Below are 15,973 nucleotides of genomic sequence, written 5' to 3'. Positions count from 1 at the left end.
CCGGGAGGACCACCATGATCCGCACGACCGTACCGACCTCTGTCCGCAAGGGAACCGCACTCCTCGGGATCGCGGGACTCTTCGTCCTCGCCGGATGCTCCGGAAACGCCGACGCCGAGGCGCCCGCCGACAACAGCAGCACCCCTGACGCCGGTTCCTCCTCGTCCTCCGGTGGCGACTCCACGGGAACCTACGCCGACGGCACCTACACCGCCGAGGGGTCGTACCAGACGCCCGAGACGGTGGAGCAGATCTCCGTCACCCTGACCCTCGCCGACGGCGTCGTGACCGATGTCGAGGTGACCGGCGACCCGCAGGCCCCAGAGAGCAAGCAGTACCAGGGGCAGTTCATCGACGGGATCGACAAGCAGGTCGACGGCAAGGCTCTCGACGACCTGAACGTCAGCCGCGTCGCCGGCTCGTCGCTCACCAGCGGTGGGTTCAACAAGGCCGTCGAGGCGATCAAGGAGCAGGCCGCCGCCTAGGCGCCTGATTCTCCATGGCGAGCTGGCGTTTCGAGGCCATCGGGACGCAGTGGGAGATCGAGACGACGGAACCCCTGCCGGAGTCGGCACGCGCTGCGGTGACGGCGGAGATCGACCGCTTCGACCGCGAGTGGTCCCGATTCCGTGCAGATTCGGAGGTCGTGCGCCTCGGACGTGAGGGGGGCGGCTTCGCCTCCGCCGATGCCCGGCCGATGCTCGACGCGTACCGTGAGCTCTCCGCCGCGACCGGAGGCGCCGTCAACCCGCTCGTCGCGGACAGCCTCGCCGCGCTCGGGTACGACGCCGACTACTCCCTCGTGCCGGGCGATCCCGTGCGCGCACCGGGGGCCTGGGAACAGGACGTGTCCTGGACGGATACCGATGTCACGGCCTCGGCGCCTGCCCTGATCGATGTCGGCGCGCTCGGCAAAGGGCGTCTCGTCGACCTCGTGGCGGCGGCGTTGGCCGCGGTGCCCGGAGACCTCGTGGTCGACGCCGGTGGTGACATCCGGGTCCGCGGCTCCGGTGTGCGCATCGGCCTCGAGCACCCGTACGATCCGACGAAGGCGATCGGGGTCGTCGATGTGCACGACCAGGCGCTGTGCGCCTCGGCGATCAACCGGAGGGCGTGGGGGAGCGGGCTGCATCATGTGCTGGATGCCCGCACCGGGATTCCCGTGCGCACGTGGGCCGCGACCTGGGCATGGGCGCCGGAGACGATGACGGCCGACGCCGTGGCGACGGCTCTCTTCTTCGACGGCGGTGTCGAGCTCGCAGCGATGTGGAACGTCGAGTGGGTGCGCATGAGCACCGACGGGCGCGTGCAGCGCTCGCCCGGATGCCCGGCCGAACTGTTCGTCACCGCGGGGCCGTCGCACCCCTCAGGTCGGAATTAGGGAAGAGTGGAGAAGTGATCACCTCATTCGCCGCCGCACGACAGCGGGTCCTCGCGGTGCTGGGATCGTTGTCGATGTACCGCCTCGTGCTGTTCGCGCTCGTCGCTCTCGCGGTCATCGCCTTCGTCCTGTCGCTCTTCGGCGTGATCGTGTCGCCGACCCCGCTCGAGCTCGTGGCCTCGTTCCTCGTGCTCGCGGTCGTCATCTCCGCCGTCGACGCGGTGGCGCAGCGCATCCTCCGGCTGCCCTGGCGCGTCGAATCGTCACTGGTGACGGCACTCATCCTCCTGTTCGTCCTCCGGCCGGGCATCGAGCCTGGCGCGCTCCTCGGCCTCGCCCTCGCCGGTGCCGTCGCGAGCGTCTCGAAGTATCTGATCGCATGGCGTGGGCGGCACATCTTCAACCCCGCCGCGTTCGGGGCGGCCGTGGTCTCGATCCTCGGCGCTTTCGGAGCGTTCGAGTGGCTGGGGACCTCGTCGTCGTGGTGGGTCGGCACGCCGGTGCTCACGATCCCTGTGGCGGTGCTGGGCCTCGCCGTGCTGTGGCGCACCGAGAAGATCCGGATCGTGCTGGTGTTCCTGCTCGTCGCCGTCGCCACGTCGGTCGTGCGTCAGATGGTGCAGGCCACAGAGTTCGACATCACGTTCGACATCGTGACCGCACTGCAGTTCGCGGTGCTGCAGTCGCCTTTCCTGTTCCTCGGGGCGTTTATGCTCTCGGAGCCGCTCACCCTCCCGCCGCGCCGTCGGCAACAGCTCGTCGTGGCCGTCGTGGTGGGTCTGCTCGCGGGGTGGCCGATCTCGGTGGCCGGGCTGTTCACCCTCGGTCAGGAGCGTGCGCTGCTGATCGGCAACCTGGTGGCGTTCGCGTTCGCCCTGCGCGGTTCGGTGCGGCTCGTGCTCGAGCGGCGTGAGTTCATCACCCCGACCGCGCAGGAGCTGACGTTCCGTGCCAAGGGGCGCGTGCGCTTCCTTCCGGGGCAGTACCTCGAGCTCGACGTTCCGCATCATCGCCCCGACGCCCGCGGAACCCGGCGGGAGTTCAGCATCGTGTCGGCACCCGCCGATCTTCCGACGTTGCGCATCGCGTACAAGAACGGCGACCAGAAGCATCCGTCGAGCTACAAGCGCGCTCTCGCCGCCGCAGAGCCGGGGGCGACCTTCGCGGTGACCGGCACCTGGGGGGATTTCATCCTTCCTCGCGGAGACCAGCCGGTGCTCATGGTCGCGGCCGGCATCGGAGTGACACCGTTCGTCTCGCAGCTGCGGCAGTTGCAGGCGACTGGTCAGCGCCGCGATGTGGTGCTCGTGTATGTCGCCTCCGACGCCTCCGAACTCGCCTTCCGCGATGAGCTCGCCGCGACGGGGGTGCCCACCGTGGTGTTCACACGTGACGAGCCTGGCGACCTGCCCGCGCACTGGTCCTGGGCGCGAGGCGCACGTCTGGATGCGGAGACCCTGGAGCGCGCCGTCGCCGACCTGGCCATGCGTCATGCGTTCATCTCGGGCCCGCCGCGGCTCATCGCCGACCTCGCCCCTGCCCTGCAGAAGGCCCGCAGCCTCACCACCGACGCGTTCGCCGGATACTGAGTCGACCGACCCGTCGGGTCAGGCCTCGGCGGTGTCGTCGTCGGCTGCCGCCGGGTTACGCGGGATGCGGACGGTGAAGGTCGTGTCACCGGGTTCGCTGGTGACGGTGATGAAGCCATGGTGCCCTTCGACGATGGCCTTCGCGATCGCGAGTCCGAGGCCCGTGCCGCCGGTCTGCCGGGCCCGCGAGCTGTCTCCACGGGCGAAACGGGCGAACAGCTCGTCACGGATGGCGGGGTCGATGCCCGGACCGTCGTCGTGCACGCGCAGCACGGCATCCTCACCCTCCTGCGCGACGCTCAGTGTCACGGTCGTGCCGGCGGGCGTGTGGGTGCGGGCGTTCGCGAGCAGGTTCGCGACGACCTGATGCATGCGTCCGGCGTCTCCCACGATCGTGACGGGTTCGTCGGGCACGTCGATGTTCCAGTGGTGGTCGGCCGCGGTCGGGCGTGCGTCCGAGAGGCCTTCCAGGGCCAGCTGGGTCAGGTCGACCGTGCCGTAGACGAGCTCCTGGCCTTCGTCGAGTCGGGCCAGCAGCAGCAGGTCCTCGACGAGGCGTGTCATCCGCAGCGACTGGGCCTGGATGCGCTCCAACGACGAGGTCGTGCCCTCGATGACCTCGGGACGCTCCGCCTGCGCGTTCGACTGACGCAGCGCGCGCAGCGACAATTCCGAGTATCCACGGATGGAGGCGAGCGGGGTGCGCAGCTCGTGGCTGGCGTCGGCGACGAAGCGCCGCATCCGCTCCTCGTTCTTCTGGCGGGAGGCGAGCGACGTGTTCACATGATCGAGCAGCTTGTTCAGGGAGGCTCCGACGATCCCGGTCTCGGTGCGCGGATCCGCCTCGGACGCCGGTACGCGCTCGGTGATCGTCACCTCGCCGCGATCGAGCTGCTGGTTGGCGACCCTGGTCGCGGTCATCGCGACAGCACGCAGCGGTCGCAGACTCACTCTGATCGTGATCGCAGTGGTCAGCGCCAGCAGGATGAGCCCGCCGATGGTCGCGAGGGCGATGACGGTGAGCAGTTGCGTGAGCTGGTTCTGGATCTCGTCACGGGGGAGTCCGGTGACAACCACGACGCCCGTGCTCGCAGGGTTTGCGACGACCCGGTAGGAACCGAGCCCCGCGAGCGAGACGGTCGCCGGCGTGCCGCTGCCCAGAGCGCTGATGAGTTCGTGCAGCTGATCCGCTGTGAGAGCCTGGGATGTTCCGCCGAGGTCGCCGTTCGAGTTGTCGAAGGCGATTCCGGTTGCCCCGGTGACAGGACTCGCGACGGCGAACAGCAGGCCGGGAATCTGCGGGTTGCCGCCCTTGAGGATGTTGTCGACCGTGGCTCGTTCAGCCGGGACCTGTTGGACGAGCTGCTTCGTGATGCCCGCGGCATAGCTCTCGACCTTCTCGTCGAGCTGCCGCTCCAACGTGCTGCCCAGCGTCGCGCTGGTGATGACGGCGACGATGATGAGGATCAGCGAGACGAATCCGATCACGGCGGTCATCAGCCGTGTCTGCAGGCTCATCGGCCGTCTCATCACCGTCGCTGAGCTCACTGCGGAGCCTTGATCATGTAACCGACGCCCCGGACGGTGTGCAGCAGCGGTGTGCGGCCGGCATCGATCTTCTTGCGCAGGTAGGAGATGTACAGCTCGACGACCGACGACTTGCCGCCGAAGTCGTAGCTCCACACCCGGTCGAGGATCTGCGCCTTCGAGAGCACACGGCGTTCGTTCCGCATCAGATAGCGCAGCAACTCGAACTCGGTCGCGGTGAGCTCGATCTCGGTGCCGTCGCGCACGACCTCGTGACTGTCCTCGTTCAGGGTGAGGTCGGCGACGCGCAGGATCGACTGCCCGTCGTCGGCCGTGGCGTGACCGGTGCGCCGGATGATCGCGCGCAGACGGGCGATCACCTCTTCCAGGCTGAACGGCTTCGTGACGTAGTCGTCGCCGCCCGCGGTGAGCCCGGCGACGCGATCGCCCACGGCGTCCTTCGCGGTGAGGAAGAGCACCGGGACGAGGTTGCCGGACTCGCGGAGCCGCTTGAGCACGGACATCCCGTCGAGATCGGGCATCATGATGTCGAGCACCAGCGCGTCGGGCTCGAACTCGCGCGCCACCTGGAGGGCTTCCATCCCGGACGAGGCCGTGCGCACCTCCCAACCCTCCATGCGCAGGGCCATGGCGAGGAGATCGGTGAGCATCTGCTCGTCGTCGACGGCGAGGATGCGCAGGGGGGAGCCGTCGGGGCGGCGCAGTTCGGGCAGGTCGCTGGTCATGTCCCTATTCTGCGGAATCTCCTATGCGATTTCTATGGAGAATGCTATGTGTTCTCTGAGAGATGCCGCGTCGCGAGGAGACGACGCGCTCACGCGATGCGCTCGTCGGGAAGCGCGAGGAAATCCATGCCGTCCTGCAGGGCGAGTCGGTCGGACAGCACGCCGACCGGTCCGTCGAGGTGACCGCCTGCGCGCACCCCGAGCCTCTTGGGGCCCGACAGTGCGTGATAGACCGCGAACTGTCCGCGCGGGTCCACCGCGGGGTCGAGCACCGCCGCGCTGACGTGCACGGGTATGCGCAGGCGCCGTGCGGCGGTCGCCGCATCGAAGTAGTCGAGCACCGGCCGCACCTCCGGGTGGTGACGGAGGTGCTGGCGAACGGCCTCTCCGCTCCCGGTGCAGTGCCGCGAGAGGCGCACATCGTGGTTCCCGAAGCTCGGCACGTCGAGAGCCGCACGGCGGAACCGGGCATCCCAGGGGAGCGCCAGGGCGCCGATGCCACCGCCGAAGCTGCCGCCGCTGAAGTCGAGAGCTGTCGCCGCCGACGGCGCCATCTCGAGGAGGACCGTCGCCGCCCGCCAGATGTCGGCTGCGCTGAACCGATGCGAGTACGTGTCGCGGTGTGCGATTCCGGCCAGCACGTGTTCGTCGGGCGAGACGGGGAAGCGGCTGGCGGTGCCGACGTGCGTCCCGGGGGCGACGGGGAAGATCGCCGCGGTGCGGGCGGGCACCCGTTCGATGTCCGGTCCGGTCCGACCGCCGTATCCGTGTCCGACGACGAGGCCGCTGCGGACGTCGGCGGTGGCGTGCGGCAGCATCACGAAGGCGGTGGCGTCTTCCCCGGCCGAGGAGCGGAAGCGGATCTCCGTCACGCGATGCGTCGCGGTCGCGGGGTGCTCCAGTGCGACCTTCCACGCCACCGGTCCGACGCCGAACTCCTGGAATGTCGCCTGCCAGAAGTCGTCGAAGTCCTCGGGCTCGTCCGGCGATGCGAGCGGCGTGAGCAGGGCGCCCAGCGAGTACTCGGTCATCTCCTCGGGAGGATTGTGGGTCACCGCGGGCGTCCTTTCCAGATGGTCTGCCTCGATGACGCTACCGGCGCCGACAGGGGGAGAAGCGCGCGTGATCGGCGAGGCGGATCCATTGACATGATCGCATATGAATTGCATTATGTGCATCATGGATTCAATAGATGGCAACGGAGCCGAAGACCATCCCCTGCTGTGGAGCCGCCGCTCCGTGCTGCGCATGCTCGTGATCGCCGGTGTGCTTCCTCCGGTGCTGGGCTCGCCCTACGGCTCGGCCCCCGCCGCCGCGACAGAACTCACGACGTCGGGAGGGGTCTACGCCGATGCCCTCCGTCGCCTGGCCAAGCCGAACCTGGCATTCACCCAGGTCGCACAGCTGGTCGGGGACGACCACCGCATGACGTTCTTCCAGGCCACCTGGGACGGCGGGGCGACGATCGTGCGCGATCTCGAGGTCAAGCGCAACGGCGGCTGGCTGGCGATCACCGATCCCGCCCACCGGTTCGACGAGCAGTGGCTGGTGCTGGAGGGGACGCTGCCGTCGGGGAGCGCGCCGGAGCTGTACGGACCGCTCACGCCCAGCTGGCTCGGATTCACCTCGTTCCAGGTGCTCGGGCCGCAGGCGATCGAGCTGACCACGAGCACCGACGATGTCGACCTGGTCGTGCGGTGGCGCCTGGAGGGCGCCCATCCTGAAGCGCACTACGTGGTGACGGCCAAGACCGCGGGGGACTACATCGTCGGCTATCAGAGCCAGGATGCGAAGTCGCTCGACGACCTCGACGAGGTGCTGTGCGGTTCGTACCAGCACGCGCTCTCGGTGCTCGACGGTTCCGCGCCCCTGGGAGCGTGGGAGCTCTTCGCCCCGATGGCGCTGACGCAGTACTCCGTGGGCGACGTCGCCGTCACCTCGGGTGTGTACCTGCCGTCGGAGGTGGCCGAGTTCGTGCACGAACGGCAGCTCATGTCGGATCGGCAGCCGTACGGCATGAGCCTGCGCAACGACAGCCTCGACATCGTGCCGTCCATGTACTCGCCGCAGCCCGGGCTGCGCACGGCCATGACGGTCGGACAGCAGCGCGGCTTCGCCTTCGGCATCGCCGCTCGAGCCGACACCCTGTACGGCACCTACACGCAGCTGTGCCGGAACGAGTACGGCCTCACCGCGTATCGGCGCAATGTGTACGACCGTTCGCTGACCGACGCGGTGCACGCGATGACCGCCCTGATCGCGGTCGAGCCGAGCGGCGACGATTCCGTCGACTACGTGCCGTCGTACTCGGGCTGGTGGAACCGCGCCAAGGGATTCGTCGACGTCGAGAACGAGGATGCGGTCCGCACGGCGGCCAGCGGAGTCGTGCTCGCCGCGCACTACCTGACCGGGACCGCCGACAGCACGCTCTACGACCGTCGCGCGCGTCCGCTCGTGGAGTACCAGCTCTCCCGCAAGGGCATCGGGCACACGCCGATGATCGGCAGCCCGGTGTACAACGACAAGACGCAGTACCGGATCGGGAAGATCCCCACCGATGCCGTGAACCTCGCGTCGCTCTACCAGCTCACGCACGGCCGCAACGCCGGCATCCAGCGGCTTGCGGTGCAGGCGACCAAGGCGGGCGTGGTCGGGCAGAGCAGGGCGCCGTTCTCGAACGCGCTGGCGACCTACCGCGTCACGGGGGATCCCGCCTATCTGGCGGAGGCGACGCTGATCGCCCGGAGGTATGCGCAGGAGCAGATCCTCACGCCGTATCGCAGCAACGGCCAACCGCCGGGAGGCTTCGCCTACAGCTTCTCGAAGTACTGGGTCGACCTTCTGGAGATGTTCGAGGCGACGGGCGAGACCGAGTTCCTCGACGGGGCATATCGCGAGGTGCAACGGTTCATCACGCAGACGGCGGTGCGCCCGGTTCCCGACACGAACGTCACGGTCCCGGTCGGAGCCGTCATCAAGCAGCAGTACGACTGGGAGTCGCGTTCGTCGCTCCCGTCGTACCCGACGACGAACGTTCCGACGGAGACGGTGCCGGCCTGGTACGTCTCGCCCTCCGGCCTGACGTTCGAGGCGCTGTCGTCGTTCAAGCTCGGTGTCAGCACGTTGACCAACCCGGGCGGCGGCTACGTGTTCAACCCGTGCTGGGCCGGAGCTCTGCTGCGCCTGGCACATCACACCGGAGACGAGCTGCTCGCTGACATCGCGCACAACATGGTGATCGGACGGTTCACCACGTATCCCGGCTACTACGGACGGCAGTTCCAGGTCGCGCACATGAAGCCCGACTTCGCGACGAGCGGTCCGGTGGGGATCACGGGCTACTACTTCCACCACGCGCCCGCCCAGCTCGGACTCGCGATGGACTACCTGATCAGCGAGAGCTTCTACCGCAGCGCCGGCGCGATCGAGTTCCCGCACGTGTTCGAGGCCGACTTCGCCTACTTCAAGTTCTTCGCCTACGGTCATGCGCCGGGAACGTTCTTCGGCGAGGACGGCGTGTGGCCGTACTTCCCCGAGGGGCTCATCGGGGTCGACAACCCTCTGGTCAACTGGATCGGCGGCGTCGGCAACGGTGCCCTGTACGTGAGCCTCACCAACTCCGCGGGCACCGCGCAGCAGGTGGTCATCGACCTCTCCACCGATCTCACCGGCCTGCCCCGCAGCTCGTCGACCGCGGTCGAGGTGGTCGCCGCGAACGGCGCCCGCTCGACCTCGGCGGCCCAGAACGGTCGCGTCACCGTCACGGTGCCCGCACGCGGACTGCTGGCCCTGGTGGTGCGGAACGTCACGGTGCAGCGGCCGGGGCTGCCGTTCGATGACGTCGTCGATCACGGGCGCGACAGCTTCCACGAGATCGACTCCGACCCCGCCACCGAGTACGGGGTCGCGCGCGGGATGCTTCTGGTGCGTCCCGACGGGCAGGGGTACGACGCCTACGTGCAGATCGACACCGAGCAGCAGGCCACGCTGTCGTACCGCATCGGTGCGCAGGCGGTGCAGCAGGCTCCGCAGAAGGCGTACCCGTTCGAGTGGACGATCCCCGTCGACGACCTCACCAAGACGTTCCGGTACACGATCACCTCCGGGGGCACGACCACGCCCGAGGTCACCCTCCAGCTGCCGTCGCGGATCAGCGGGGCCAACCCCGGGCTGGCGGGCGATGTGATCGCGCAGGCGACCGGAACCGCGGGAGACCGGGTTCCCTTGATCATCGAAGTGCGCAATGCGACGGACGACCCCGTCACCGGCACCGTGGCTGTGACCCTGCCGTCTGGCTGGAGCCTCGACGGTGCCGTCCCGGCGATCTCCGTTCCCGCGCAGGGCTCCGCGCGGGTCGAGTCCGCGGCCGTCATCGCGACCGCAGCGGCGCTCGGCGAGGTCGAGGTGAAGGCGAAGCTGTCGGTCGCCGGCGAGGACCCCGTGACGCTGCGCCCCGCCGCGATCGAGGTGATCGACCGTCGCCGCCTGGTGTCGCTCACCTCGGACGTCGAGATCGTCAGCGGTCCCGGCGCGGTCGCGAAGCTGACGGCACTCGTCATCAACACCGGGGTCACCCCGCTGCAGGGCACGCTCGCGCTCTACGGCCTCACCGGGTGGAGCGTCGGGCAGCAGAGTGCGACGATCACGGTGCCGCCGAGGTCGGATCTGACCCACACCTGGACGGTGACGGCAGGGGCCGGCGTCGCGCCGGGATCGTCGACCCGATTCGAGGCGCGCCTGGACCAGACTCTGCGACGCGGAGTGCTCGTGCGCGTCGCCGATGAGGGCGTGATCGCACACACGCAGTCGCCGTGGCCGGGCTACCTGGAATCGGGCAACTGGTACCCCAGTGGACTCTCCGGCTGGAACGGCACGCGCACGCGCTACAGCGACTCCGACTCCGTGGGCAGCACCGTGACGTGGAACGTCGACCTTCCGCAGGCGGGGCTCTACCGCGTCTCGGTCTGGTACCCGACGAACCCCACGACCACGACCGCGGCCGCCTACGTCGTCGAGCATCAGAACGGCAGCTCCGAGGTGATCGTGGATCAGACCCAGGGCGCTGCAGCGTGGCGATCGCTGGGTTCGTTCCGCTACGCGGCCGGTGCGACCGGAACAGTGCGGCTCGAGGTCCGCAACACCAGCATCCACCGCGTCAGCGCGGCGCAGTTCGTGCGCATCGGGGACTGACATGACGAAAGGGGTGGGCCGGCCGGAGAGATCCGGCCGGGCCACCCCTTCGTGGTGGGTGCGGAGGGGCGTCAGTGCCGCACGTACTCCTTGATCGCGTCCTCGTCGACGGTCACGCCGAGGCCGGGACCGGTCGGGACCAGGAACCCGCCGTCGGCACGCACCTCGAGCGGTGTCGTGAGCAGGCGGTTGGCGACCGGGAGCGTGAACGGCTGGTACTCGAACGCGAGGAGCGAGGTGGCGCTCGCCGCGACGTGCACGCCGGCAGCCATCGCGATGCCGAAGGCGGCCGAGTGGTGCGGGGCGACCTGCACGTGGAACGCGTCGGCGACTGCCGCGATCGCGAGCCCCTCGGTGATGCCGGTGCGGCCGATGTCGGGCTGCGTGAGGCCGACAGCGCGGCGGGTGAGCCAGTCGGTGAACTCGAAGCGGCTGCGCATCGCCTCGCCCACCGCGATGGGGGTGGCGAGCGCGGTCGCGAGGTCGCGGTGTCCCTCGACGTCTTCGGGAGCCAGCGGCGCCTCGAAGAACCATGCCCTCCGGTCGTCGAGCTCCCGACCGAGGGCCCGCGCCTCGCCGAGCCGGTAGGTCCAGTGCGCGTCGAGCGCGACGTCGAGGTCGGGGTGCACACCCCGGACCGCGTCGTAGGTGGCGAGGTCGGTGCGGATGTCGACGCCGAGGTGCAGCTTGATGCGGCGCACGCCGCCCTCGACGAGCTCGGCCGCCTTCTCCGCCCGCTCGACGTCGTCGACACCGCGGATCCCGGAGACATAGGTCGGCAGCACTTCGTGGAAGCGTCCCCCGGCGAGCTCGGAGACCGAGAGGCCGGTCGCATGGCCCCAGAGATCCCACAGGGCGATGTCGACGGCTGCCATGGCGTCGGCCTGGTGGCCGGTGAGGTGCCCGCGCTCGCGCATCGACTCTGTCATGCGGTGCCAGAGCGTGCGCACCGAGCGTGGGTCCTCACCGAGGATGAGGGGGGTGAGCAGGTTGTCGACGATCGCCGCGGCGACGACGGGGGCGACCGGCGCCAGCGCCTCGCCCCAGCCCACGAGACCCTCGTCGGTCTCGATCTTCACCAGCAGGGTCTCGTAGCCGGGGGAGTAGAGGCTCCGCCAGGGCGGGCGGATCACGTAGCCGCGGTGGTCGACTGCGGTGTCGCCGGCGTAGGAGTTGTTCGCCTCCTCCTTCGACAGGTAGAGGGGGAAGGTCTGGACGCGCGTGATTCTCACAGGGGTCTCCAAAGACATCGAGGGGCGAGCGGCCGGCGGCTGGTGCCGCGGTCAGGGATCAGGATCGGATCAGGGGGCCGCGTCGCGGCGGAGGAGTCAGAGCGCGGCGAAGGCCGACGCGGTGCGGGAGGGGCTGTAGCCGAGAGCCACGGAGATCTCGTCGGCCGCTTCGATCAGCTGCAGCGCGAGTTCCTGGTGCGGGGCGTGCAGATCGAGCACCGAGAGGGGACCGCTCGCGGAGAGCCCGGCGACGATCTCACCCGCGCGGTTGCGGATGGGGGCGGCGATGCACGCGCGTCCGAAGGCGAGCTCCTCGATCTCGGTCGCATAGCCCCGGCTGCGGGTCTCGTCGAGGGCGAGCTGCATGGCTGCACGGTCGACGATCGTATGAGGGGTGAAGCGCTGAGGCGTCTGGGCGAAGTACTCGTCCACCTGCTCATCGGTCATGCCGGAGAGCAGGGCCTTGCCGAGGCCGGTGGCGTGCAGAGGGCCGGTGCGTCCGGCCATCGCGAAGGACTTGGGCGCGAGCGCGCCTTCGAAGTTGCAGAGGTAGGTGAAGGTGAAGCCGCTGAGCTCGGCGACGTTCACGCCGATCTCGATCTTGCGGGCGAGGTTCTGGGCGATCTGCCGCGACGCGCGGAAGATGGGGGAGCCGTTGAGGGCGATCGTGCCGAGCGCCACGGCTGCCGGTCCCAGGCGGTAGAGGCCGGTGCGGGCGTCCTGCACCACGAACTTCATGCGGTCGAGTGCCGACATCATGCGCGAGACGGTGGACTGGCCGAGCCCGGTGAGCGTGCAGAGTTCGGAGACCCTCAGCTCGCCGGACTCCTCGGTGAAGCATGCGAGCAACGACATCGCCCGTTCGACGGTCTGGGTGCCGCCCACCGATTCCGATGCCATGGTCACTCCTCCTCAGTACTGCCGCCGCGGATGCGACGCTGCGGCTGGTCGCCGCTGCCAGTCATCTTATGCAGTGAAATGGCTTCGAGCAACACAAATGTGGGTGTCTTATGCATTTTGTGGATTTCGCATCCGCATTGTGGTTAACTGGCCGCACGTCGACGTTGACGACTGTGACGACGACGCGCAGGGCCCCCGGGGGTCGTCTCTACTGGAAAGTGACTGCAATGCAACAAGCCATACTCGAGCGGCCCGCGGAGAGCGAGCAGAAGGCCGTCGAGCCACGCTCCGGGCGACGCTCCACGCTGGGCGCGAAGGATCGCACCTTCGGTTTCATGATCGCACTTCCTGCGGTCCTGCTGTTCCTCGTGATCGCGATCTTCCCCCTCGTGTCGAGCATCTTCACGAGCCTGTTCGATCAATCGCTCCTGCGTCCCGAGCGCACCTTCGTGGGTCTGGACAACTATGCGGCCGTGTGGGAGGAGTTCTTCGCCCGGCTCGGCACGACCCTCGTGTTCGCGTCGCTCTCCACGGTCTTCCCCCTCGTGCTCGGTGTGGCTCTCGCCCTGCTGCTGAACGCCCGCATGCGCGGACGCAACATCCTGCGCGGCGCTCTCATGCTGCCCTGGCTGCTCCCCGGCGTGGTCGTCTCCTTCCTCTGGGCGTGGATCTTCAACGACAGCTACGGCGTCGTCAACCACGTGCTCTCGGTCTTCGGCCTGCCGGAGGTCAGCATGCTCGGCACCCCGACCGGCGCGATGGCCGCCGTGGTCATCGCCAAGACCTGGCACTCGTTCCCGTGGATCATGGTCGTCGCCCTCGCGGTGCTCCAGACCCTCCCGAGCGAGCAGATCGAGGCGGCCACGATCGACGGTGCGACGCGTGCGCAGCGGTTCCGCCACATCTCGCTGCCGCACATCGCCGGCCCGGTCACCCTCGTCGCGGTGCTCGAGTTCATCTACAACTTCGGCAACTTCGACACGATCTTCGTCATGACCGGCGGCGGGCCCGGCAATTCGACCACGACGCTCGCGGTCAGCCTCTACGACCTGGCCTTCGGCAGCTACGAGCTCGGCAAGGCCTCGGCCATGGGCACACTCTGGCTCGTCCTGCTCGCGATCATCACGACCGGATACCTGTTCCTCAACCGACGGCTGGAGAAGTGATGCGCCGTAGTCGCGATGTGGGGGAGTCGATCATCCGCCCCCACCTGTCCATCCCGGGGCGCGTGCTGCTCCTGCTCCTCGCTCTGTTCGGCCTGCTGCCGGTGTACTGGCTCACGGCGACCGCGTTCACGAAGAAGGAGGACGTCTTCTCCCTGGACCGTCCGTTCTTCCCGGTCGACCCGACTTTCGAGAACTTCGTCGGCTTCTTCCAGAACGACCTGCTGCTGAAGAACCTCATGAACAGCATCATCGTCTCCACCGGAACCGCTCTGCTCGCGGTCCTGGTCGGCGGCCTGATGGCGTACTCGCTGTCGAAGTTCCGCTACCGCGGCCGGAACGCCGTCATGTTCATGTTCCTCATCGGCCAGCTGATCCCCGGCGCCCTTCTGCTCATCTCGCTGTACCTGATGCTGAGCTCGGCCGGGCTGCTGTACACCTACACGGCGCTGATCATCTCGTTCACGACGTTCACACTGCCGCTCGCGGTGTTCCTGTTGAAGGGCATCATCGACGCCCTCCCCGACGACATCATCGAGGCGGCGAAGGTCGATGGCCTGTCGCGCACGGGCACGATGTTCCGCATCGTGTTCCCGCTCGTGGTCCCCGGTCTCATCACCGCGGGCATGTTCGCGTTCATGCGCGGCTGGAGCGATCTGCTCTTCGCCCTCACGCTCGCCGGACCCGACAAGCAGACCCTGCCCGCCGGACTCACCCAGGCGTTCATCCGCGAGGGCACGGCCGACTGGCCGGCACTCATGGCGGCGTCCCTCATCACCTCCCTCCCGCTCGTCATCATCTTCATCCTCCTGCAGCGCTACTTCGTCTCCGGCCTCGCCGCCGGAGCGGTCAAGGGCTAGCGATGCACCGCAGAACAGCTCGTCCCCCTCATCCCGAAGGAGCAGTCTCATGAACATCTCGAACTCGCAGCTGAGCCGCCGAGCCTTCCTCGGAGGCGGCACGGTCCTGGCCGCGTTCGGCGCTCTCGCGCTCGCCGGCTGTGCCACTCCCGCCGCCCCCGGCACCGGTGCCGGAGCCACGGCCGCCGGGGCCACGAAGGCCAAGACCATCAACTTCTACGGCAACTCGCTCGGCGAGGAGGCCCTGAAGTCGGCATGGCAGGGCATCCTCGACGGATTCTCGAAGCAGGAGGGCGTCAAGGTCGCCCCCGTGATCTACCCGTACGATCAGGCGGCCACCCAGCTGGCGCTGACCGGACGCTCCGGCAACCTCATGGGCGTCGGACAGTCGGGCGGGTGGCAGGTGCTCACCCCCATGAACGTGCTCGCCGACCTCTCCGACCTCGCGAAGGGGCTCGGCATCCCGCAGGGGGTGCTCGACTCGTACACGATGGACGGCAAGCTGCTCGTGCTGCCCCTGACGGCCGCCGGCATCGGCATCATCACCAACGGAGAGATCGCGAAGAGCGTCGGCATCAAGTCGGGCATGACCGTGGAGCAGTTCGCCACGGCGCTCGAGAAGATCAAGAAGCAGGACTCCTCGCTGATCCCGTACGCCGCCGTCACCAAGAACCCCGACCTCAAGGACGCCGTCCCGTGGATGTGGGGCTTCGGCAGCGACGTCGTCACCGACGATCTGAAGTGCACCCTGGGCGACGCCGAGAGCGTCAAGGCCGTCACCTGGTACAAGTCCCTGCAGGACGCAGGGCTGACGCAGACGAACGTGGCGCGCAGCGATGCCCGCATCCTGTTCGCGAGCGGACGGGCGGCCCTGTACGACGACGCCCCGCTCGCATCGACCTTCGTCAAGACGAACGGTGCCGCCCAGAACATCATCGACAACATCGGTGCGATCTCGCGTCCGACCGCCGGGGGCAAGGACTCCTTCAACCGGGCCTGGGGCAGCGGTGTCTTCGCGACGGCGGGCGAGGGAGAGCTCACGAGCCGTGACTTCATCCTCTACGCCGCGACCAATGTCGAAGCGGCGACCGCGCTGTACGAGAACTCCGCGGTGGCACCTGCCGCCAAGAGCGTCGCCGACAAGATCCCGGCCCTCGCGGCAGACAAGTTCCAGGGCGCGTTCCGCACCGAGGTCTCCGAGCACGCCCGTGGCGCCGCCTGGGACCGCGTCGCGGTCACCGCGCAGATCGATGCGGCCATCGGAGCGGGGGTCGCGACGATCCTCGCCGGTCAGGTCGAGGTGCAGGCCGGCCTCAACGCGCTGAAGAAGGAAGTGCAGGGTCTGCTCGACGCGAACGCCTGAGCGGATCGCAGAGTCAGAAGGC

Annotated in this window: 12 protein-coding genes; 7 read left to right on the top strand and 5 right to left on the bottom strand. The window is 68.6% G+C overall.

Annotated elements, in window-relative coordinates; all coding sequences use genetic code 11:
* The first annotated feature begins 14 nt into the window (after positions 1–14).
* From GZ64_RS0107845 to GZ64_RS0107835, 3 genes are read left to right on the top strand one after another with little or no spacing between them, the layout of a single operon-like run.
* Positions 15–485, top strand: coding sequence for an FMN-binding protein (locus tag GZ64_RS0107845; protein WP_029265766.1), 471 nt, complete (start codon positions 15–17; stop codon positions 483–485).
* 14 nt (positions 486–499) lie between these two features.
* On the top strand, positions 500–1,381 hold the full coding sequence (locus tag GZ64_RS0107840) for an FAD:protein FMN transferase (RefSeq protein WP_029265764.1): 882 nt from the start codon (positions 500–502) through the stop codon (positions 1,379–1,381).
* 14 nt (positions 1,382–1,395) lie between these two features.
* The gene (locus GZ64_RS0107835) at positions 1,396–2,970 is read left to right on the top strand and encodes an FAD-dependent oxidoreductase (RefSeq protein ID WP_029260532.1); all 1,575 of its coding nucleotides are present in this window, start codon (positions 1,396–1,398) and stop codon (positions 2,968–2,970) included.
* A gap of 18 nt (positions 2,971–2,988) precedes the next feature.
* Here the strand turns inward: GZ64_RS0107835 and GZ64_RS0107830 are convergent, their stop codons facing one another.
* From GZ64_RS0107830 to GZ64_RS0107820, 3 genes are all read right to left on the bottom strand, one after another.
* Positions 2,989–4,488 carry a sensor histidine kinase gene (locus GZ64_RS0107830; RefSeq protein ID WP_021198767.1) on the bottom strand — a complete coding sequence of 500 codons (1,500 nt, stop codon included), beginning with the start codon at positions 4,486–4,488 and terminating at the stop codon, positions 2,989–2,991.
* Between the two features lie 26 nt (positions 4,489–4,514).
* Positions 4,515–5,243 (bottom strand): response regulator transcription factor, encoded by a 729-nt coding sequence (locus GZ64_RS0107825; protein WP_017828429.1) that lies wholly within the window; start codon positions 5,241–5,243, stop codon positions 4,515–4,517.
* A gap of 89 nt (positions 5,244–5,332) precedes the next feature.
* Positions 5,333–6,298 (bottom strand): acetylxylan esterase, encoded by a 966-nt coding sequence (locus tag GZ64_RS0107820; RefSeq protein ID WP_051667894.1) that lies wholly within the window; start codon positions 6,296–6,298, stop codon positions 5,333–5,335.
* A gap of 124 nt (positions 6,299–6,422) precedes the next feature.
* Here GZ64_RS0107820 and GZ64_RS0107815 point away from each other — a divergent pair, with 124 nt between their 5' ends.
* Positions 6,423–10,433: a golvesin C-terminal-like domain-containing protein gene (locus tag GZ64_RS0107815; protein ID WP_136025464.1), complete on the top strand. Its 4,011-nt coding sequence runs from the start codon at positions 6,423–6,425 to the stop codon at positions 10,431–10,433.
* 71 nt (positions 10,434–10,504) lie between these two features.
* On the opposite strand, the gene GZ64_RS0107810 is transcribed toward GZ64_RS0107815, so the two are convergent.
* Both GZ64_RS0107810 and GZ64_RS0107805 read right to left on the bottom strand, forming a co-directional pair.
* The gene (locus GZ64_RS0107810) at positions 10,505–11,665 is read right to left on the bottom strand and encodes a mandelate racemase/muconate lactonizing enzyme family protein (RefSeq protein WP_029265757.1); all 1,161 of its coding nucleotides are present in this window, start codon (positions 11,663–11,665) and stop codon (positions 10,505–10,507) included.
* Positions 11,666–11,761: 96 nt separating this feature from the next.
* On the bottom strand, positions 11,762–12,565 hold the full coding sequence (locus tag GZ64_RS0107805) for an IclR family transcriptional regulator (RefSeq protein ID WP_021199741.1): 804 nt from the start codon (positions 12,563–12,565) through the stop codon (positions 11,762–11,764).
* A gap of 227 nt (positions 12,566–12,792) precedes the next feature.
* Between GZ64_RS0107805 and GZ64_RS0107800 the strand changes: the two genes are divergently transcribed.
* The 3 genes from GZ64_RS0107800 to GZ64_RS19035 are packed head-to-tail and all read left to right on the top strand — an operon-like array spanning position 12,793 to position 15,951.
* Positions 12,793–13,731, top strand: coding sequence for a carbohydrate ABC transporter permease (locus tag GZ64_RS0107800; RefSeq protein WP_021199740.1), 939 nt, complete (start codon positions 12,793–12,795; stop codon positions 13,729–13,731).
* On the top strand, positions 13,731–14,588 hold the full coding sequence (locus tag GZ64_RS0107795) for a carbohydrate ABC transporter permease (RefSeq protein WP_021199739.1): 858 nt from the start codon (positions 13,731–13,733) through the stop codon (positions 14,586–14,588). The genes GZ64_RS0107800 and GZ64_RS0107795 overlap by 1 nt, the downstream gene beginning before the upstream one ends.
* Before the next feature lie 49 nt (positions 14,589–14,637).
* Positions 14,638–15,951: an extracellular solute-binding protein gene (locus GZ64_RS19035; RefSeq protein ID WP_021199738.1), complete on the top strand. Its 1,314-nt coding sequence runs from the start codon at positions 14,638–14,640 to the stop codon at positions 15,949–15,951.
* Positions 15,952–15,973 lie beyond the last annotated feature (22 nt).

Source organism: Microbacterium sp. Cr-K32, assembly GCF_000708345.1.
GTDB classification, from domain to species: Bacteria; Actinomycetota; Actinomycetes; order Actinomycetales; family Microbacteriaceae; genus Microbacterium; species Microbacterium maritypicum_A.
The sequence above is the reverse complement of the archived record's forward strand: the minus strand, read 5'-3'. Positions and strand labels throughout refer to the sequence as shown.